This window comes from Legionella sp. PC997, from assembly GCF_014109825.1.
In the GTDB taxonomy this organism is placed as follows: Bacteria; Pseudomonadota; Gammaproteobacteria; order Legionellales; family Legionellaceae; genus Legionella.
On sequence record NZ_CP059576.1, the window covers coordinates 326501 to 340744 of the forward strand.

The window sequence follows — 14244 nt, forward strand, 5'->3', positions numbered from 1 at the left end:
ATATTTATTGTACATCACTATTTAATGCAACTGTATAGAGCTCCTCAAAAATATCAAAGAGGGACTTTCAACATATATTCCAACTATCAATAATAAAAAGAAGGATTAATTATGCAAAGTCAACTCAAAGAATCCTTGGCTACGCAAACCGAAGATACTGTATCCGCCTCAGAAGAAGAAATTCAATTTAATAGTGGCGGAATACTGACTTTGGGAGTAGAAATTGAACTGCAACTTATGATTCTGAAACCTATAACTTATGTTCTCGAGCAGAAGAGATCTTAAATGCGATGTCTCACCATGAGAAAATTAAACTTGAATTTTATTTAAGTACGATCGAAGTAAATACTGCTAAATGCAACTTAGTGCAAGAGGTTGAAGAAGATCTATATACTTCAATATCTGAGCTTCAACATGCTGCCAAAAAGCTCGGAATATTACTTGCAGCAACGGGATCTCATCCCTTTTCTAAATATGCTGATTGGATTTTCTCACCAACAACCCGTTATCTGGATTTAATTGATCGAAATCAATGGCTTACTCGGCGTATGAGTGTGTACGGACTGCATGTCCATTTAGGTATGTCCAGTGGAGAAGAATGCATACGCTTTAATAATTTCTTCATGTATTTTTTACCGCATTTATTAGCCTTGTCTGCAAGTTCCCCTTTTTGGCAAGGGATTGATACCGGCCTATCTTCTTGTCGTCCAACCACCTATGAAGCTCTTCCCACAGCGGGTCAACCCTATCATGTCCGCTCATGGCAGGATTTTGAATATTTATAAGACCCTTAAAGTCTGTGGCTCTATAAAATCACTTAAAGATTTATGGTGGGATTTAAGGCCAATCCTAATTTTGGGACGCTCGAAATTCGTGTTTGTGATGGTACGGCAACATTAGCAGAAACATTAGCTCTAGTAGCTTTAATTCACGCACTCGCCCATTGGTTTGCTAATAATGGAAGTTGGCTGGAAGCAGTCGCTTACCCCCCTTATGGGCTTTCTCGAGAAAATAAGTGGAGGGCCATTCGTCATGGCTTGGATGCTGAGTTAGTAATGAATACCGACGGTAAAACAAAATTAATGCGCGACGATTTGCGAGAGTGGTTTGAGAAATTAAAACCCTATATTGAGCAACTCAATTATCACACCTATTTTTCGACGCTTGAAGCGATTATGGATGCAGGGACAAACTCAGAGCGACAACGAAAAGTATTTGCCTATAATAATAGCTTTACAGAGGTAGTGAAACACAATATAAGCGAGTTTTTATTGCAAGTGCCGCTATACCGGCGTGAACTGGCCATTACCTAATGATAAAAGGAGCCTGAAAAAGCAATAGCGTTGTTTTAACACGCGCACTATGGATTCATCCGTTTTTTCTAGGTAAATGATTGCTTTGTAATATCACCTTATTATATACTTCACCCCAATGTGTATGAAGGTCGTTTTATAGGCACGTAGCTCAGTGGTAGAGCACCACCTTGACATGGTGGTGGTCGGTGGTTCGATCCCACTCGTGCCTACCATGCAACTAAATCGTTTTCCAGGAGCGCCCGCTTTCATTTGGGATGATGCTTAAAATTGACTCCTCTTAAATTAAGGTTTAAGCCCTGCCATGCAGGGCTTTTTTTTGAAAAGAAGTGCTTACGGATAAAATTATGCCAAACATTAAACTGCCTGATGGAAGTATAAAACATTTTGAAGCGCCTTTAACTGTCTATGATGTAGCTCATAGCATAAGCCCTGGCTTAGCTAAAGCAGCTATTGCGGGTCGTATTAATGATCGTTTAGTCGATACTTCTTTCCTTATTGAAAATGATTGCGCCTTAGTAATCCTTACAGAAAAGCAAGATGAAAGCCTTGAAGTGATTCGTCACTCTACTGCGCATCTATTAGCACAAGCAGTTAAAAGTCTTTTTCCCACCGCACAGGTCACTATAGGTCCTGTTATTGAAGATGGCTTTTATTATGATTTCGCTTTTCAAAGACCATTTACTCCAGAAGATTTAGAGTCCATCGAAGCGAAAATGATGGAATTAGCTAAGGCAAATTACCCGGTAACACGTAGAGAACTACCTCGTGATGAGGCAATTGCATATTTCAAAGGCATTGGCGAGGAATACAAAGCGAAAATTATTGCTGATATTCCTAAAGATGAAATATTGTCTCTGTATAAGCAAGGCGAGTTTGAAGATCTTTGTCGTGGTCCCCATGTTCCTTCCACAGGATTTTTGAAGGCATTTAAGCTGACTAAATTAGCGGGTGCTTACTGGCGTGGTGACTCCAATAACGAAATGTTGCAACGTATTTATGGTACCGCTTGGGCTGATAAGAAATCCTTGGCCGATTATTTATTTCGTCTTGAGGAAGCTGAAAAACGCGATCATCGTAAATTAGGCAAGAGCTTAGAGTTATTCCACTTCCAGGATATTGCTCCTGGAATGGTATTTTGGCATCCCAAAGGTTGGACAATTTATCAAGAACTTGAACGCTATATGCGACATCGTCTGGCTGATTTTGGTTATCAAGAAATTAAAACACCACAATTAGTTGATCGGGTTCTTTGGGAAAAATCAGGTCATTGGGCAAATTTTAGAGACGAGATGTTTGTCACTGAAACTGAAAATCGTCACTATGCCGTTAAGCCAATGAATTGCCCATGTCATGTGCAAGTATTCAATCAGGGTTTAAAAAGTTATAGAGATTTGCCTTTAAGATTATCAGAATTTGGTAATTGTCATCGATGTGAACCCTCAGGTGCCCTCCATGGTTTGATGCGTGTTCGTAATATGGTTCAAGACGATGCTCATATTTTCTGCACAGAAGATCAAATCCAATCTGAAGTAGCGATGATGCTCGAACTGGTTCAGTCTGTGTATGCCGATTTTGGTTTCAATGAGATTAAATATCGCCTGGCCTTACGTCCTGAAAAGCGAGTTGGCAGTGATGAGGTCTGGGATAAAGCAGAAGCGGCATTAATGCAAGCAATGAAAGATCGCAAGATAGAATGGATTGATGCTCCAGGTGAGGGAGCTTTCTATGGACCTAAAATTGAGTGTTCCTTGGCTGATTGTTTAGGCAGAATTTGGCAGTGTGGAACGATACAAGTTGATTTTTCGATGCCAGGTCGTTTGGATGCTTCCTATGTGGCTGAAGATGGTAGCAAACAAATTCCGGTTATGTTACATCGTGCTATTTTAGGCTCTTTTGAGCGTTTCATGGGGATTTTGATAGAACATTACGCAGGAAAATTTCCTTTATGGTTATCTCCAGTGCAAGCGGTAGTACTCACAATTAGCGAAAAACAGAATGAGTATGCTCAAAAGGTTACCCAAATTTTACAAAAAAAGGGTATTCGCGCTAACTATGACTTGAGAAATGAGAAAATTGGCTTTAAAATTCGCGAACATACTTTACAAAAAGTACCTTATCTCATAGTGATAGGGGATAAAGAAGTTGAATCAAACCAAGTCGCAGTGCGTTCTCGTGAAGGAATAGACTTAGGTGTGATGACAATAGATACAATTTGTGATACCTTGGCGCAAGAAATTGCTCGCAAAGGATCAATTGCAATTAACAAGCAGGGGGGATTAAACCATTAGTGCACCAACTAAGCGTGAAAATGATCGCGCAAGAATTAATGAACAGATCAATGTACCTGAGGTACGCTTAATTGATGTCGATGGTAATCAGGCAGGAATTGTCTCTACACGTGAAGCCCTGCGTGCAGCGGAAGAAGGTGGATTGGATCTGGTGGAAATATCCCCGACAGCCAAGCCTCCAGTATGCCGTATCATGGATTACGGTAAGTTTCTCTTTGAACTGAGTAAAAAACAAGCTGAAGCGAAGAAAAAGCAAAAGCAAATTCAGGTCAAAGAATTAAAATTCCGTCCTACGACGGAAGATGGGGATTATCAGGTCAAGCTACGCAACCTGATCCGTTTCCTAAATCATGGTGATAAAGTCAAAATTACGCTGCGTTTTCGTGGTCGTGAAATGGCTCATCAAGAACTCGGTATGAAGATTCTTGAGCGTTTACAGCAAGATACCGCTGAATTTGCAGTTGTTGAACAACACGCAAAACGCGAAGGAAGACAATTGCTGATGGTGTTATCACCCAAAAAAACTAAGTAGCTGAAACAAATGCGGAGTATATTGTTATGCCGAAGTTAAAGTCACATCGCGGAGCATGTAAACGCTTCCGTAAGACAGCAAGTGGTGCGATTAAACGTCGTGGCGCTTATAGAAACCATATCCTCACCAAAAAGTCCACTAAGGCGAAGCGTCATTTGCGCGTAGAGTCTGGTACTTTGAAGCCATGCGATGCTCGTTTAGCAGAACGCATGTTGCACGGTAGTTAAGGGGGGAATGAAGAATGCCAAGAGTTAAACGTGGGGTGATAGCGAAAGCACGTCACAAGAAAGTTTTAGACCAAGCTAAAGGTTATTACGGTGCCCGTAGCCGAACCTACCGCATGGCAAAACAAGCAGTAATTAAAGCGGGTCAATATGCTTATCGTGATCGACGTCAGAAAAAGCGTCAATTTCGCGCCTTGTGGATTACTCGTATTAATGCACAAGCTCGTGAGTGCGGATTATCATACAGCCGTTTAATTGATGGATTGAAAAAAGCATCAATTGAGCTGGATAGAAAAGTATTGGCTGATCTAGCTGTTCATGACAAAATAGCTTTTGCTGCAATTGCTGAACAAGCTAAGGCCGCATTGGCAAATTAACCTATTTAAAGCACTTAATGACCTGCATTACACGGTGAAGCGTAGCGAACCTAGGATACTTGGAATTAGTGCTAAAAAGATAAAACTTATTTTAAGGAGGCTGCGGCCTCCTTTTTACTTGTGGGTATAATTATGCAGGATATCATCACCATACAAGAGCAGGCTTCTGAAGCAATTAAGAATGCACAAGATGTATCTGGATTAGAGTCAATTCGCGTGGATTTTCTAGGCAAGAAAGGCAAGCTAACTGAAATTTTAAAAGGACTTGCTCATTTATCTGCTGAAGAAAAACCTAAAGTAGGTCAATTAGTAAATCAGGCAAAGCGTGAAATCAGCACATTGATTGAATCGAAGATGCTTGAACTCAAAGAAAAGCAGTTACTAGAAAAACTTTCAGCTGAGCGCATTGATGTAACTCTTCCAGGACGTAAGAAAGAAAGTGGTTCATTACACCCTGTCACTCAAGTAAAACATCGAATTAATGAGTTTTTTAGTCGTATGGGTTTTGATATAGTTGATGGCCCAGAAATAGAAACTGAATTTTACAATTTCGAAGCACTGAATATTCCTGGACATCATCCAGCACGTGCAATGCACGATACTTTTTATTTTGGTGATGGCCGTTTATTGAGAACTCATACTTCTCCAGTTCAAATTCGTGCTATGGAACAACGCAAACCACCATTTCGTTTAATTGCTCCTGGCCGTGTCTATCGTTGTGATTCGGATTTGACCCATACTCCCATGTTCCATCAGGTTGAAGGGTTATTGATTGATAAGCAAGCGACGTTAGCCAGTTTAAAAGGCTTGCTCCAAGACTTATTTGCAGATTTTTTTGGTCGAAAATTGGCATTGCGGTTTAGACCTTCTTATTTCCCATTCACCGAGCCCTCTGCAGAAGTTGATATCGAATGTACCCAATGCAGTGGTAAAGGATGTCGCTCGTGTAAGTTTACTGGATGGCTTGAAGTTTTAGGTTGTGGCATGGTGCATCCTAATGTGCTCAAAGCGGTGAATATTTCTCCTGACGAATACCAAGGTTGGGCATTTGGGATGGGTATGGATAGATTGGCGATGTTGTATTACGGAATAGATGATTTACGGATGATGTTTGAAAATGATCTTACTTTTTTAAGTCAATTTTGAGAAATTGTGCACTTTGATTCTGTCATTTGCAGTATTGTGGTCCGACATTTGAGCTGAGCTCTGCGGACCTAAAAGTTTAATTAGGTGGTAAGGACTATAAATGAAATTAAGTAAATTATGGTTACGTGAATGGGTAGATTACTCATTAACTGAACAAGAATTAGCAAGTCAACTGACTATGGCTGGCCTGGAAGTAGACGCAGTAAGTCCAGTAGCAGGAGAGTTTACTCGCGTAATCGTCGCTGAAGTTCTTAGCACCCAACCCCATCCCAATGCAGATAAATTAACTGTATGTGAAGTCAATGCCAATACGGATAAGCCCTTGCAAATTGTATGTGGTGCGTCCAATGTCCGGGCCGGGTTAAAAGTAGCCTTGGCTATGATTGGTGCACGTTTACCGGGAGGTTTTAATATTAAAGAATCCAAATTACGGGGCGAATTATCTCAAGGGATGCTCTGTTCTGTCAGCGAGTTAGGCATGGCTGAACAATCTGAAGGCATCATGGAGTTAGAAGAGGATGCTCCCGTAGGGATGGATTTACGCGAATATTTGACTCTTGATGATCATATTTTTGATATTGATTTAACTCCCAACCGAGCCGACTGCTTTAGCATTTTAGGTATCGCTCGGGAAGTGGCGGTTTTAAACAAATTACCCTTATTAGAAAAAACAATTTCTGAAGTGACGCCCAGTATTGACGACGTCTTTCCCATCCAATTGAAAACTCCAGAGGCTTGTCCGGGATACTGTGGGCGCATAATTCGTAATATCAATACTAAAGCTACTACACCTTTATGGATGAGTGAGCGTTTACGTCGGAGTGGTATTCGCACATTGCATCCGATTGTAGATGTTATGAATTATGTAATGATCGAATTAGGCCAACCCATGCATGCTTTTGATTTAGCAACAATCAAAGGTGGAATCAATGTACGTTTTAGTCATGATCAAGAGCAGATAGGGTTGCTTGATGGTCAAGAATTAACATTAAATGAAAAAGTATTGGTTATAGCTGACCATGATAAACCTTTGGCGATAGCTGGGATCATGGGTGGAGAAGCCAGTTCAGTGCAAGCGCATACTCAAGACGTATTTTTAGAAAGTGCCTATTTTAATCCGATTGTCATTGCCGGTGTTGCGAGAAAATTTGGTTTATTCAGTGATTCCTCTCAGCGTTTTGAGCGCGGCGTCGATCCATGTTTGCAAATGAAGGCTTTGGAACGAGCTACTGCATTAATTTTAGAAATTGCAGGGGGAGAAGTAGGACCAGTTATTGAGGCCCAAGATAGGAAGTATGTACCAGAAACGGTGGGTTTTTCTTTTGACACCGATAAAGTAAAAAAATTAACCGGCCTTACTATTTCATTACAAGAAATGAAAACTTTATTAGAAGGGCTCGGTGTTGTCCTAGGTAAAGACCATAATAATTGTTTGGAGGTCACTATTCCTTCTCACCGCTTTGATATCCAATATGATGTTGATTTGGTAGAAGAAATCATACGACTTTATGGCTATGATAATTTACATGCACAACCTATCACTACCGTAGTGCAGGCTGGAAAAGCATGTGGTAATGAAGAAATCGCTGCGAAGCTGTCTCACTGGTTCAGTAACAGAGGGTATCATGAAACGATAAGTTACAGTTTTGTTGATCCTGTATTACAACGCGAACTTTATCCAAACAAGGAATTTATACAGTTGCTTAATCCAATTTCTTCGGAATTATCCCAAATGCGTGCAGGGATGTGGCCAGGATTAATTGCCTCCATGATTTATAATGTTCACCGCCAGCAAAACGCGGTTAAATTTTTCGAAATCGGTGTGGTTTTTGATGTGAGCAAAGAACAAACCATTGAGCGCCCTTGTATTGCGGGTTTATTAATGGGAGAACAAGGGAGTGTCAATTGGAGTGAGCCTACTCGGGTCTTTGATTTTTTTGATTTAAAAGGTGATCTTCAATCTTTATTTTCTTCACTTAAAATAAAACAAGTCGAATTCGTAGCTGCTGTCCATGATGCGTTACATCCTGGTCAATCAGCACAGATACATATTAATGGAGTTCTCGCCGGATGGATGGGGATCTTACATCCACGTTTGGCAGATGCATTAGATTTGCAAGAGGATGTCTTACTATTCGAAATCAATTTAGCGGCATTAATGGGACATGAAGCGCCACGTTACAAAGCGATTTCAAAATACCCGCAAATTCGCCGCGATTTGTCATTCTTGGTTGACGCAGAAATCAGCGTTATGCAGATTGAATCAGCTGTTAGAGAAAACATAACCGAAAATTGGTTAAAATCTTTTGATGTATTTGATGTCTATACAGGTGAAGGAGTTCCTCAAGGTAAGAAAAGTCTTGCCGTGGCAATGACTTTGCAAGATGAAAGTAGGACTTTAGTTGATGCAGAGATAAATTCTTTAATTAGTGCTATAATCAACATGTTAGAAAACCAATTTTCAATCATATTGAGGGAATAATCGTGAATGCACTAAGCAAAGCAATAATGGCAGAAACCCTGTGTGATGAATTAAAACTGTCCAAGCCTGCATCAAAGGAAATGGTCGAGAATTTTTTTGAAGAATTGCGACATGCTCTCGAGCATGGCAATCACGTGAAGTTATCAGGATTTGGTAATTTTACATTAAGGGATAAGCCACAAAGGCCGGGTAGGAATCCAAAAACTGGAGAAGAAATTCCAGTAGTAGCCAGGAGAGTTGTGACTTTTAAACCTGGTTTAAAGTTAAAAACAAAAATTGAATCTATAGGAAAGTAGTCCATTGGCCTATTATAATAAACATATTCTCGTATGCACCAATCAAAAAGCTGCAGGCAAACAATGCTGTGGCAATACTGGTGGGGAACCTTTTTTTGATTATTTGAAATCCCGTCTTTTGGAACTGGAGATGCATGGTCCAGGAAAAGTGCGTGTAAGTAAATCGGGATGTCTTGGGCGATGTAGTTCTGGCCCATGTATCGTGATTTACCCTGAAGGCGTCTGGTACAGCTATTCTTCTTTCTCTGATATTGATGAAATCATTGAACAGCATTTAATTTCAGGCAATATTGCAGAGCAGTTATTAATTGACCAGGAATAATCAATAAATCAGGGCAGTCTGGATGTGGAAGTAGAGAAACCTGAAATTAAATTATGAAACACATTGATTTCGGATTCCGCTTCATCGTAGAGAGCCTATAGTTTAGGATTATGTAGATAATCGCTTAGTACTAATGATGGTGTTTCTGCTTCACACAGATTAAACAAGAGAACAAAAATTATTATGATTCTTGTTTGAAATTTGCTATATTTACGCGGATTTAATTAATTGTTTATAAATTTTTATCCTTTTTACTTGTAGGATGTTTCTGTTTTGGTTAAAATCGCCCGTCCATGATAGAAGATTACCAATTTAGGCGGTTCGGAGTTCATTTAATGAAGACATTTAGTGCCAAAAGCCATGAAGTCAAACGTGACTGGTTAGTGGTTGATGCCAGCGACAAAGTTTTGGGTCGCTTAGCAAGTGAGATTGCTCGTCGTTTACGTGGCAAGCATAAAGCTGAGTATACCCCCCATGTTGATACTGGTGATTACATTGTAGTTACTAATGCGGAAAAGGTTATTGTGACCGGCCGTAAATTTACCAACAAGATGTACTATCGTCATACCGGATATCCTGGTGGAATAAAATCAGATAGTTTTGAAAAATTACAGGCTAGAAATCCTGTTAGAATTATCGAACTTGCTGTTAAAGGCATGTTACCAAAAAATCCTTTAGGTAGAGAGATGTATCGTAAGCTAAAAGTATATGCTGGCAACGAGCATCCACATACTGCACAGCAACCCAAGCAACTTGATATTGAGGAATAAGTATTATGGCTGAAATGAAGCAATACTACGGCACAGGTCGTAGAAAAAGTTCAACAGCTCGTGTGTTTTTACGTCCAGGTAAAGGCGAGATCAAAGTAAATGGCCGTACTTTACAGGAATATTTTTGCCGTGAAACATCCTGCATGGTTGTAATGCAGCCACTTGAAACCGTTGAGCTTGTTAATAAATTTGATGCTTATATTACAGTATCCGGCGGTGGAGTTTCTGGCCAAGCAGGTGCTGTACGTTTGGGTATCGCCAGAGCATTAGTTGCTTATGATGAAGCAGGATTAGCAGAAGATGCTGAACCTAGTCCAAATTCGGTTCGTAGAAAATTACGTGCGCGTGGTTTATTAACTCGTGATTCACGTCGTGTTGAACGAAAGAAAGTGGGTCTGCACAAAGCACGTCGTGCAACTCAGTACTCAAAACGTTAATCGTTTATTGGTTAAAAAACCCCGCTTCTGCGGGGTTTTTTATTTTGCGTGGTAAGAGTATGAAGTTCCTAGCCTAGGAGCAAGAAAGCGGGACTCGAGGTATCTATGTCTTATGACCCCGGTTATACTGCCTTGCACCCAGGCTACAAATACATAAGCAAATGATGGTGAATGAAAATACTGAGCCTGATCATGAACAGGATAAAAGCGATCGTATCGATGAAGATCGTCGTCAATTTTTGTTAAAAACAACCTGTGTATTAGGCGGGATAGGTGCTTTATGTGCTTTAACCCCTTTTGTGGCCTCATGGTTACCTAGTGCCAAAGCTCAAGCCGAAGGTGCGCCTGTACATGTTGATCTAAGTAAATTGGAACCAGGTGAGCAGGCGGTTGTTGAATGGCGCGGTAAGCCCGTATGGATAATTAGACGAACCAAGGAAATGTTACAGCGTCTGAGTCAGGATTCTTCAAGACTTCGTGACCCAAATTCAGTAACGAGACAGCAGCCACCTTATGCAAAAAATGAGTTTCGTTCAATTAATCCAGAATACTTGGTTCTTATAGGGATTTGCACGCACCTGGGGTGTTCTCCAAAATACAAACCCAATTTGGGCGATTTAGGACCTGACTGGCCCGGGGGTTTTTTCTGCCCTTGTCATGGCTCTACTTTTGATCTTTCCGGTAGAGTTTTTAAAGATGTGCCAGCACCTATTAATTTGGAAGTACCGCCATATTATTTTATCGATCAGCATACTCTTGTTATTGGTGAGGACAAAGTATAGATTCTTTGTCTGCATAATCGGTAGCCTGGGTGCAGCCAAGCGAAAACCCGGGATGGTGAACAATATGGTTTTCCCGGGTTTCGCTCGCTGCGCCCAGGCTACAATTTATGATTGGTAACAGAAAAGGCTTGCTTAATGAATAGACTCCTCAATTGGCTCGATGAGCGTTTTCCTTTGATGAGCACCTGGAAAAATTATTTCAGTGCCTATTATCTTCCTAAGAATTTAAATTTTTTATATTTTTTTGGTTCACTAGCCCTTGTCGTTTTGATCAATCAATTGCTAACAGGTTTGTGGCTCACCATGTTTTATACTCCAAGCGCAGAACAAGCTTTTGCTTCTATAGAATATATCATGCGCGATGTTAATTTTGGTTGGTTACTGCGATATATGCACTCAACTGGGGCTTCTGCTTTTTTTATTGTTATTTATTTACATATGTTTCGTGGTTTACTTTATGGCTCATATCAAAAACCCCGTGAATTGGTTTGGCTTTTGGGGATGTGTTTATATATTTTACTTTTAGCGGGCGCATTTTTTGGTTATTTATTGCCTTGGGGACAAATGTCCTACTGGGGAGCAGAGGTAATCACCTCTTTGTTAGGTGCCGTTCCGTATATTGGTGAACATCTTGTCGTTTGGCTTAGAGGGGATTACTCAGTTGGGAATGCCACGCTACAACGTTTCTTTGGGTTACATGTGATTGCCATTCCATTCCTGCTTGTATTTTTGGTGTTCTTGCATGTTATTGCCTTGCATCGAGTGGGATCTAATAACCCTGAAGGTATTGAAATTAAAAATCACTTAGATGCGAAAGGAAATCCTCTAGATGGCATTCCCTTTCATCCACTCTACATAGTTAAAGACTTAGTCATGGTACTTGCTTTCCTTAGCTTATTTTTTGCCGTTGTTTTTTTTGCCCCTGAAATGGGGGGATATTTTTTAGAACATAATAATTTTGTACCCGCAAATCCTTTAATCACACCCGATCATATTGCTCCAATGTGGTATATGTCGCCATTTTATGCCATGTTGCGGGCGGTTCCGAATAAATTACTAGGCATTATCTGTTTGGGCTTAGCTCTATTACTGCTTTTCTTTTTACCATGGCTTGATCGCAGCCCGGTTCGCTCAATGCGTTACAAAGGGAATTACTCAAGGATTATGTTGTTTCTAGGCGTAACTGCTTTTATGGTATTGGGTTATTTAGGAACAATTCCTGTAACTCCAATACGCTTGTTTTGGGCACGTATAAGTACGATTACTTATTTTGCTTATTTTATCCTGATGCCTTTTTATTCTCGTTATGAACAATCACGTCCCTTGCCTTCTCGCCTAGGAGGGCAATGATGCGGATGCATGGAATCGCCTTCTACTTGGCCGTATGGTTTGGATGCTTCGTTCTAATTCCAGATGGATGGGCGCATACGGTAAAATTCGATGTTCAAGATAAGGCTAGTTTACAAAAAGGCGCTCGATTATTTATGAATTATTGTTCTGGGTGTCACTCTTTAAAATATTTACGCTATAATCATATGGCCAAAGGGTTAGGGCTAATAGGATTTAATGGTCAGATAAATCAAGATTTATTAAAAAGTAATCTGATTTTTACCCAAGCAACAATTAATGATCCAATTCGTATTGCCTTGCCTCCTGAGGATGCCAAGCAATGGTTTGGGATAGTACCTCCAGATTTATCTTTAGTTGCTAGAGAAAAAGGGATGAAATGGCTCTATAACTATTTAAATGGTTTTTATAAGGATGATGCTCGTCCATTTGGTACAAATAATCATCTCGTTCCGGATGTTGCTATGCCAAATATTTTAGAAACATTGGCGCATGATCTATCAGAGGGGCAATTTGATCGAAATTTACAAGATTTGGTGACTTTTCTTGTTTATGTGGGTGAACCAGTACAGTCAATACGTCACTGTTTAGGATATTTTGTTGTGGGTTTCTTAGCGATTTTATTTCTCGTCGCCTGGGGTTTAAAAACAATTTATTGGCGAAAAATCGGCGTAAAGTAACCCAAAAAGGTAAAAATGTGGTAAAGTGCGAGTTTTTGTGTGTGTACTTACCTTTGTTATAGGTTGAATTAAATAGGAGTTGCTCATGGCAATTGTTGCGAAGCGCACTATAATGTCTTTATTTTCCGATACAGACGATGTTTACAGCCATCAGGTTCGGATTGTGTTGGCTGAAAAAGGGGTGAATGTTGAAATTCTTGCTGCCAAGCAGGCCGAACCCAGCGCTGATCTCTTATCAGTTAATCCATATGGAACCGTTCCTACTTTAATTGATAGAGAGCTTGTGCTTTATGAGCCACGTATTATTATGGAATATTTAGATGAGCGATTTCCTCATCCACCATTATTACCTGTTTACCCCGTTGCTCGTGCTGAAACCCGTAAAATGATGCACAGGATAGAACATGATTGGTATTATTTAATGAACCGTATTTTAAGAGAAGATAATGCGGAACAGGCGAAAGCAAATTTATTTGAAAGTTTAACCGCACTGGATCCTGTATTCGCCGATAAGACCTATTTTTTGAGTGATGAATTTTCTTTGTTGGATTGTGCATTAGCACCGTTATTGTGGCGTTTGCCTCGATTGGGTATTGAAATTGCACCGGAGTTTAAAGGAATAATTGCTTACATGCAGCGCTTGTTCAAACGTGAATCGTTTCAAACAAGTTTGACTGATGCGGAGCGACAACTAAGAGCGGCATAATTATATGACAATGACATCAAATAAACCTTATTTAATACGCGCTGCCTACGATTGGATTGTAGATAACGAATTAACACCTTATATCCTGGTTAATGCGGAATATTCGGGAGTACAAGTTCCGAGAGAACATGTAAATCATGATCGTATTGTGTTAAATATCTCTCCGGCAGCAACTCGCGGTCTTTTGTTGGAAAACGATCGTATCATCTTTACTGCTCGTTTTTCAGGAAAAACAGAACAAATTTTTGTTCCACCAGGAGCAGTATTAGAAATCTACGCTAAAGAAAATGGTAGAGGCATTGCTTTTGCGATCGAAGATGAAGAAGATCCGCCTCCAGCATCTACTGGAACTGCTGGCGCTGAATCGGATGGCTCAACTGTTTCTAAAAATAAACCTTCATTAAAATTAGTCAAGTAAAATGGACGTAGTCCGGTGCTCTTTAGCCTGGGTTAAGTGCAGTGTATCCGAGCGATTTTATCTCTTTAGCAACGATTCGGGTTACTTTGCGCTTCATCAGGCTACAACGCTTTAAACCAGA

Annotated in this window: 18 protein-coding genes and 1 tRNA gene; all 19 read left to right on the top strand. The window is 40.2% G+C overall.

Annotated features, from left to right (window positions below; translation table 11 throughout):
• The first annotated feature begins 111 nt into the window (after window positions 1-111).
• The 19 genes from HBNCFIEN_RS17625 (at window position 112) to HBNCFIEN_RS01540 (ending at window position 14123) form a co-directional block, all read left to right on the top strand.
• Window positions 112-285 carry a hypothetical protein gene (locus HBNCFIEN_RS17625; protein WP_255464290.1) on the top strand — a complete coding sequence of 58 codons (174 nt, stop codon included), beginning with the start codon at window positions 112-114 and terminating at the stop codon, window positions 283-285.
• Between the two features lie 5 nt (window positions 286-290).
• Complete coding sequence (locus HBNCFIEN_RS17630; protein ID WP_255464291.1) at window positions 291-785, top strand: glutamate-cysteine ligase family protein; 495 nt, start codon at window positions 291-293, stop codon at window positions 783-785.
• A gap of 42 nt (window positions 786-827) precedes the next feature.
• The gene (locus HBNCFIEN_RS17635) at window positions 828-1313 is read left to right on the top strand and encodes a hypothetical protein (protein ID WP_255464292.1); all 486 of its coding nucleotides are present in this window, start codon (window positions 828-830) and stop codon (window positions 1311-1313) included.
• Window positions 1314-1453: 140 nt separating this feature from the next.
• Window positions 1454-1528 (top strand) — tRNA-Val (locus tag HBNCFIEN_RS01465).
• A gap of 132 nt (window positions 1529-1660) precedes the next feature.
• Window positions 1661-3604, top strand: a complete 1944-nt coding sequence (gene thrS / locus HBNCFIEN_RS01470) for a threonine--tRNA ligase (protein ID WP_182392386.1) — start codon at window positions 1661-1663, stop codon at window positions 3602-3604.
• Entirely contained in the window at window positions 3600-4136 is a 537-nt protein-coding gene (gene infC / locus HBNCFIEN_RS01475) for a translation initiation factor IF-3 (protein ID WP_040523000.1), read from the top strand. Before thrS ends, infC begins: the two co-directional genes overlap by 5 nt.
• Before the next feature lie 26 nt (window positions 4137-4162).
• On the top strand, window positions 4163-4363 hold the full coding sequence (gene rpmI, locus HBNCFIEN_RS01480; RefSeq protein ID WP_182392387.1) for a 50S ribosomal protein L35: 201 nt from the start codon (window positions 4163-4165) through the stop codon (window positions 4361-4363).
• A gap of 14 nt (window positions 4364-4377) precedes the next feature.
• Window positions 4378-4737, top strand: coding sequence for a 50S ribosomal protein L20 (rplT, locus tag HBNCFIEN_RS01485; RefSeq protein ID WP_182392388.1), 360 nt, complete (start codon window positions 4378-4380; stop codon window positions 4735-4737).
• Window positions 4738-4869: 132 nt separating this feature from the next.
• Window positions 4870-5883: a phenylalanine--tRNA ligase subunit alpha gene (pheS, locus tag HBNCFIEN_RS01490; RefSeq protein ID WP_182392389.1), complete on the top strand. Its 1014-nt coding sequence runs from the start codon at window positions 4870-4872 to the stop codon at window positions 5881-5883.
• A 100-nt stretch (window positions 5884-5983) separates the two neighbouring features.
• A complete protein-coding gene (pheT, locus tag HBNCFIEN_RS01495; RefSeq protein WP_182392390.1) occupies window positions 5984-8365 on the top strand; it encodes a phenylalanine--tRNA ligase subunit beta in 2382 nt (793 codons plus the stop codon).
• A gap of 2 nt (window positions 8366-8367) precedes the next feature.
• The gene (locus HBNCFIEN_RS01500) at window positions 8368-8661 is read left to right on the top strand and encodes an integration host factor subunit alpha (RefSeq protein ID WP_182392391.1); all 294 of its coding nucleotides are present in this window, start codon (window positions 8368-8370) and stop codon (window positions 8659-8661) included.
• A gap of 4 nt (window positions 8662-8665) precedes the next feature.
• Complete coding sequence (locus HBNCFIEN_RS01505; RefSeq protein WP_182392392.1) at window positions 8666-8983, top strand: ferredoxin; 318 nt, start codon at window positions 8666-8668, stop codon at window positions 8981-8983.
• Between the two features lie 335 nt (window positions 8984-9318).
• Window positions 9319-9753 carry a 50S ribosomal protein L13 gene (gene rplM / locus HBNCFIEN_RS01510; protein ID WP_028380713.1) on the top strand — a complete coding sequence of 145 codons (435 nt, stop codon included), beginning with the start codon at window positions 9319-9321 and terminating at the stop codon, window positions 9751-9753.
• A 5-nt stretch (window positions 9754-9758) separates the two neighbouring features.
• Window positions 9759-10190 (top strand): 30S ribosomal protein S9, encoded by a 432-nt coding sequence (gene rpsI, locus HBNCFIEN_RS01515; protein WP_182392393.1) that lies wholly within the window; start codon window positions 9759-9761, stop codon window positions 10188-10190.
• A 164-nt stretch (window positions 10191-10354) separates the two neighbouring features.
• Window positions 10355-10972, top strand: coding sequence for a ubiquinol-cytochrome c reductase iron-sulfur subunit (gene petA, locus HBNCFIEN_RS01520; RefSeq protein ID WP_182393580.1), 618 nt, complete (start codon window positions 10355-10357; stop codon window positions 10970-10972).
• 135 nt (window positions 10973-11107) lie between these two features.
• A complete protein-coding gene (locus HBNCFIEN_RS01525; RefSeq protein ID WP_182392394.1) occupies window positions 11108-12322 on the top strand; it encodes a cytochrome b N-terminal domain-containing protein in 1215 nt (404 codons plus the stop codon).
• The gene (locus HBNCFIEN_RS01530) at window positions 12322-12999 is read left to right on the top strand and encodes a cytochrome c1 (protein WP_182393581.1); all 678 of its coding nucleotides are present in this window, start codon (window positions 12322-12324) and stop codon (window positions 12997-12999) included. Before HBNCFIEN_RS01525 ends, HBNCFIEN_RS01530 begins: the two co-directional genes overlap by 1 nt.
• 85 nt (window positions 13000-13084) lie before the next feature.
• Complete coding sequence (locus tag HBNCFIEN_RS01535) at window positions 13085-13705, top strand: glutathione S-transferase N-terminal domain-containing protein (protein WP_182392395.1); 621 nt, start codon at window positions 13085-13087, stop codon at window positions 13703-13705.
• A 4-nt stretch (window positions 13706-13709) separates the two neighbouring features.
• Complete coding sequence (locus HBNCFIEN_RS01540) at window positions 13710-14123, top strand: ClpXP protease specificity-enhancing factor (RefSeq protein WP_182392396.1); 414 nt, start codon at window positions 13710-13712, stop codon at window positions 14121-14123.
• Window positions 14124-14244: the final 121 nt, after the last annotated feature.

Coding starts and splice junctions, on each gene's coding strand:
- HBNCFIEN_RS17625 (WP_255464290.1), top strand. CDS start 112: ATGCAAAGTCAACTCAAAGAATCCTTGGCTACGCAAACCGAAGATACT.
- HBNCFIEN_RS17630 (WP_255464291.1), top strand. CDS start 291: ATGTCTCACCATGAGAAAATTAAACTTGAATTTTATTTAAGTACGATC.
- HBNCFIEN_RS17635 (WP_255464292.1), top strand. CDS start 828: ATGGTGGGATTTAAGGCCAATCCTAATTTTGGGACGCTCGAAATTCGT.
- thrS (WP_182392386.1), top strand. CDS start 1,661: ATGCCAAACATTAAACTGCCTGATGGAAGTATAAAACATTTTGAAGCG.
- rpmI (WP_182392387.1), top strand. CDS start 4,163: ATGCCGAAGTTAAAGTCACATCGCGGAGCATGTAAACGCTTCCGTAAG.
- rplT (WP_182392388.1), top strand. CDS start 4,378: ATGCCAAGAGTTAAACGTGGGGTGATAGCGAAAGCACGTCACAAGAAA.
- pheS (WP_182392389.1), top strand. CDS start 4,870: ATGCAGGATATCATCACCATACAAGAGCAGGCTTCTGAAGCAATTAAG.
- pheT (WP_182392390.1), top strand. CDS start 5,984: ATGAAATTAAGTAAATTATGGTTACGTGAATGGGTAGATTACTCATTA.
- rplM (WP_028380713.1), top strand. CDS start 9,319: ATGAAGACATTTAGTGCCAAAAGCCATGAAGTCAAACGTGACTGGTTA.
- rpsI (WP_182392393.1), top strand. CDS start 9,759: ATGGCTGAAATGAAGCAATACTACGGCACAGGTCGTAGAAAAAGTTCA.
- petA (WP_182393580.1), top strand. CDS start 10,355: ATGGTGAATGAAAATACTGAGCCTGATCATGAACAGGATAAAAGCGAT.
- HBNCFIEN_RS01525 (WP_182392394.1), top strand. CDS start 11,108: ATGAATAGACTCCTCAATTGGCTCGATGAGCGTTTTCCTTTGATGAGC.
- HBNCFIEN_RS01530 (WP_182393581.1), top strand. CDS start 12,322: ATGCGGATGCATGGAATCGCCTTCTACTTGGCCGTATGGTTTGGATGC.
- HBNCFIEN_RS01535 (WP_182392395.1), top strand. CDS start 13,085: ATGGCAATTGTTGCGAAGCGCACTATAATGTCTTTATTTTCCGATACA.
- HBNCFIEN_RS01540 (WP_182392396.1), top strand. CDS start 13,710: ATGACAATGACATCAAATAAACCTTATTTAATACGCGCTGCCTACGAT.